4 protein-coding genes are annotated in these 4,789 nt (G+C 72.4%); 1 reads left to right on the plus strand and 3 read right to left on the minus strand.

The features are described 5' to 3' along the window. The 3 genes from ACIOJE_RS41035 to ACIOJE_RS41045 form a co-directional block, all read right to left on the minus strand. Positions 1–159: transposase (locus tag ACIOJE_RS41035; RefSeq protein ID WP_400783777.1), on the minus strand; the 159-nt coding region annotated here is incomplete at its 3' end. Between the two features lie 156 nt (positions 160–315). Continuing rightward, positions 316–2,928 carry a DUF6493 family protein gene (locus tag ACIOJE_RS41040; protein WP_400783768.1) on the minus strand — a complete coding sequence of 871 codons (2,613 nt, stop codon included), beginning with the start codon at positions 2,926–2,928 and terminating at the stop codon, positions 316–318. Continuing rightward, positions 2,925–4,304, minus strand: a complete 1,380-nt coding sequence (locus ACIOJE_RS41045) for an SWIM zinc finger family protein (RefSeq protein ID WP_400783771.1) — start codon at positions 4,302–4,304, stop codon at positions 2,925–2,927. Before ACIOJE_RS41045 ends, ACIOJE_RS41040 begins: the two co-directional genes overlap by 4 nt. 233 nt (positions 4,305–4,537) lie before the next feature. Between ACIOJE_RS41045 and ACIOJE_RS41050 the strand changes: the two genes are divergently transcribed. Beyond that, on the plus strand, positions 4,538–4,705 hold the full coding sequence (locus ACIOJE_RS41050; protein WP_400783774.1) for an acyl-CoA thioesterase: 168 nt from the start codon (positions 4,538–4,540) through the stop codon (positions 4,703–4,705). The last annotated feature ends 84 nt before the right edge of the window (positions 4,706–4,789 follow it).

Genomic DNA, 4,789 nt, shown 5'->3' on the forward strand with positions numbered 1-4,789 from the left:
GTCCCAGGGCATCAGGTCACGCGGGAGCATCCGCCACTGGCAGACCGAGCGCAGCACGTAGAAGACCGAGTCGAGCACCAACCGGTCTCCGTACGTGCGCACCCCGCCGCCTTTTCGCAGGTCACGCACGGGAAGGAGCGGCTGGATGATCTCCCACATCTCATCGGTCAGGCTGGGACGGATAACACGGGCCGCTGACGGCCTCGGAGTTGTCACACTGGCACACACCACGTGATCATTCCGGGGCCGTCACCATGCCCGGACGGCAGACCCCGACCGCCACGCATCACGCGTGATCAGCCAACCGACAGGCTCTCAGTCACCCGTCGCGAGCACCTCCCGCAGCGCCTTCGCCTGCTTCACCACCTGATTCGCCCCGCCACGCCCGGCGGCCTCCGAGACCTTCGCGATCGCGCCCCGCGCTCCGCTGCGCTGCGCGCAGTCCACTGCCACCCCCAGCAACTCGCCGAGCCCCCGCGCCGACGTACGCGAGAGCAGGCCGGGCAACGCCCCCGCCAATACCGACCACACCGTCCCGTACGCCCCGGTGTCGGCTGCCGTGCGGAAGGACTTGGCGAGCCGGGCGGGCTCGGCCAACCCGCATGACGCCATGTCGGCCAGCATTCCCCCGAGCAGCGCGCCGTCCAGATCGCCCCGGGCCGCGAGCACCAGCAGGCCGTCCACGGCGGCCAGCCGGTCCTCGGGAAGCCGGGCACCCAGCCCGTACCCAACCGCGAGATGCACGGCCGGCCCGGCGGGTCCGGCCGCCTCGGCGAGGTGTGGCAGCAACCGCGTGCACCCCTTGACCTCCGGGTTGGCGACGCCACCGGACCAGGTCAGCATCTTCGCGGCCAGCAGCTCCCGGTGGTTGGGGAACACCGAGAGCCAGTGGGCCGACTCGGGCGAGCGGCTCACGTACGTCCGAGCAGCAGGGGCCTGCGGCTGAAGCAGCCACCGGCAGTCGGCCGCGAGAGGCTCGTCGGGAACAGCCAGGGACTGTTCGACCTGCTGCGACACGGCATCCAGCCGCCGGATCACCTCCCACGGCGCGAGTCCGGGCTCCGCTGCCGTCCCGAGATAGCCGGGCCCGGACAGTCGGGTCGGCAGGCCACCGGCCTTGAGCCAGCGTGCCGTCCGCTGCCCGGCAGTGGAGGTGAGGTGCTCGGCGGCGGCCAGGACGTCGGGGTCGTCGGTCGGCACGACACGGAGCAGCGCCTGCGAGAGATCGGCATCCCCGTCCTTGGCGTCCACCGCCTCGTACCCGGCCAGCCGCTCCACCAGGACGGCCGCGTCCAGCGCGCCCGTGCCCGAGGTCGGCGTGGCCAGCAGGTACGGGGTCCGGCGGGCGATGATCAGCCGAGCCGCCTCCTCCAGGCGGCCCGCGAGCTGGTGGCCGAACGGAGAGGTGTGGTCGCGACTGCGCAGGGCACCGGTCGGCGCGTACCCGGAGGTCGCCGCCCTGGCGACGTAGAGCAGGTCGCGGGCGGTGCAGTCCTCCCAGTCGCGTCGGGCGTGGTTGTGGCCCGCGAGTACCGGCAGCAGCGCCTCAGTGAGCGCCGGCCGGCTCAGGTGGGCCTGCCGTACCAGCCCGTCCAGGGCCCGTTCGAAGGCGACCACGTCCGGGTCGCCCAGGAGGATCGCGCTGAGCTCCTCGGCCACTTCGGCCGGGCTGCCCAGCGGTCCGGGGACCGGCGCGGGTTGCGGTACGGGCGGCAGCAGTTCCTCGTACGTGCCACTGGGCAACTGGGCTCCGAGCAGCTCACCGGCCGACGCTGTGTGTGCCGGGTGGAGCGCTTCGGCGGCCTCCCGCAGCCGTGGCAGCACCCCTTCGCCCGCCGCCGCCAGATGACGGGCGATCAGCTTGAGCGTGTGCTCCTGCACCTCCGGATCGGGGTGCCCGAAGGCCTCCGAGGCCGCCAACACCACCTGTCCGGCCAACGCCGGGTCACGGCCGGCGGCCTTGTCCAGCCGGACCAACTGGGTGCGGACTAGTTTCTTCTCGGTCCGGAACAGCACCGTCCCGGACGCTTCGACGAGCAGGTCGGCCGCCAGCAGCCCGGCGTCGTCCAGCTCGCCGAGCACCTGTTGGGCATGGACCGCGACGGTGGACACGGCGTCGAGCAGCGCGAGATAGCTCCTGACGCGGGCCGCGTTCTCGTCCGTGGACGGCGCGAGTGCCTGAAGCACCTTCAGGAAGACCCGCTGATCGCCCACCCTGCCTCCACGCACCAGGCGGGCCAGGCAGCCGTCGAGCATCTCGGCGCGATCCAGGACGCCCTGCTCGGTCAGCCGCGCCAGGCAGACCGGCCACCCGCCGCCGGGCTCGGTCACGTACCAGGAGCGGTCGAGGCTGGTCCCGATGTCGGCGATCTCGAACAGCCGAGGCACCAGCAGCGGGACGAAGGAGTCACCGGACAGCCGGTCCCACAGGTTGTCACCGGGCATCCTGCCGGTCAGGTGGGCGGGTAGGTCGTAGTGCTTGGCCGACCGCTCGTGCACCCAGCTCAGGACGAACTCGTCCGAGGTCGGCACCGGACACCCGGTCGTGCGCACAAGGTGCTCCAGCAGCCGGTACTCCCCCCACCAGCGCCCGGGCCGCCGCTCGGCGAGCCGGGCGATGACGTCGTGCTGCCACTCCAGCGGCTGGCTCTCAATGACGGCCAGCAGGGCGGGGTGGCGCGAGACCTCGCTCCAGCCCAGGCCGGGGCCGCCGATCCAGTCCGCCGCACCCGAGGGCGAGGTGTGGCACCCCAGCCCGGCGATCAGCACCGGCTTGCCATCGGGCGCTGGCCACTCGGCGTCGCGGATCTCCTTGCGGATCACCTTCAACTCCGGCAGGAAAGCACGCCGCTGATCTGGCGTCAGCCCGACCAGCTCCCGGACGATCCCGTCGATGTCCTCCGCCCGTACCAGCTCGATCAGGTTCATCGCGCCCCCTCCCGGTTCCCGTCCGCGTTCTCGTCCCGCGCCAGGCCCACGGCCAGCGCATGCTTGCACGGCCCGCGCCCGCCCCGGTACTTGGCCCACCACAGGCAGGTGCAGCTCAGCTTCCCGTCCGCTGCCCGCCGCACCCGCTGGACGTGGTCGTCCACCGTCACCAGCGCGCCGCCACCCTCCTCCAGGGCCACCGCACCGGCCGCGACCAGGGCGTGCGCTGCCTTCAGGCGCGGGTTCTGCGCCTCGGCGCGGCCGGAGTCGTACGGCAGCTGCCGGTGGAAGTACGCGGCCTCGGCCGTGTCGTAGCCGATCTGCCCGGACGTGCCGAGCCGGGTGAGCACCGCGCGGACCCGCTCGACGCTCAGCCCGGCCTGCTCGGCGAGTTCGGCCGGGTCGACCCGGGGCTCCCAGGCGAGCAGCACCGACACCAGCTCGGCGTCTGCCGCCGCGTCCGCTCCCGCGAGCGCGTCCAGCACGCCGCCCTCGCCCGAGAAGCCGCGCGAGGCGTCCGGCGACAGAGTGAGCGTCAGCCGCATGCCGGGCAGCACCACCTCCCAGGCGGCGGCCATGGCCGACGGACCGCCAGGTGGCCCGTACACCCGCAGGGCGAGCGCGTGCCGCAGCACCCGCTGTAACGCCACCAGCCGCTCGGGGCCGGGCAGGCAGACCGCGCCGGGGACGGGCCTGCTGGCCGGTCGCAGCGTACGGCCTGCGGGCACCACCCACTGCTGCACGGAGCGGCCGTTGCCGCGCGGGAGCGAGCGCAGGAAGCGGACGGCTTCGGCCGCCGGTACCTCGGTGCGCAGGTCGAAGCCGGTGGCGAGCACCTGAGTCTCGGCGAAGCCGCGCAGCCAGCGGTCCGGCAGCGGGACCTTCTTCTCCACCAGCGGGCCGTCGAAGGTGGTCACCTCCAGCGCGTCCGGGCCGACCGCCAGGTGCAGCGGGTCGGCGGCGCCGATCCGGCCGAGGGCCTCGCGGAGTGGGTTGTTGACGTCGACGTTGGTGGTGCCGTGGCCGATCTCATCGCCGTCCAGCCCCTCGGCGAGCACGTCGAGGCGGGCGTAGACGCCGCAGCAGCCGGAGAAGGACTCGAAGCGCAGCCGGTCGCCGTTGGCCGTCACCACCGGATCGAGCGAGGCCCGCAGTTGCGGCTGGTAGTACCGGGCGGCGGCCACGTCGGCGACCGCGAGCAGTGCTGCGGCGGCGGGCGCGGGTGCGGTGAGGAACCCGCGGAAGAACTGCGGGTTGGCCACCAGGCCGGCGGGTGTGGCGCCGCCCGAGGTCTCCAGGGCGAGGCTGCGCCCGGCGCTGCTCTCATGCACGGCGGAGGAGCGGAGATAGGCGTACGTCTGTACGGCTTGCGTCATAGCCAGGACGATAGGACGTGATACCGACAGATCCGATTTCTGTAACCTGTTCCTCCGCTCTCCGTAATCCAGATCACACGACGCCCGCCCGCCTTCTGCCAGCATGGGCAGGTGACCGAACCATCAGACCGGACTCTTCCGGCCGAGCCGAACGCGACTCGTTCATCGACCTGCTCCGGATCGAGGAGCTGGACAAGAACCTGTTCCGTGGCCGATGCCATGCCGGGGCGGCGATGCGCACCTTCGGAGGTCAGGTCGCCGCGCAGGCCCTCACCACAGCCGGGCGGACCCTCGGTTCCAAGCGTCTGGTGCACTCCCTGCACAGCTACTTCCTCCGCCCCGGCGACCCGAGCAACCCGATCACGTACGAGGTGGACCGGGTGCACGACGGACTCTCGTAGCGGTCGGGGTCTGCCCTCCGGGCATGGTGACGGCCCCGGAATGATCACGTGGTGTGTGCCAGTGTGACAACTCCGAGGCCGTCA

Origin of the sequence: Kitasatospora sp. NPDC087861 (genome assembly GCF_044742585.1) — a bacterium.
In the GTDB taxonomy this organism is placed as follows: Bacteria; Actinomycetota; Actinomycetes; order Streptomycetales; family Streptomycetaceae; genus Kitasatospora.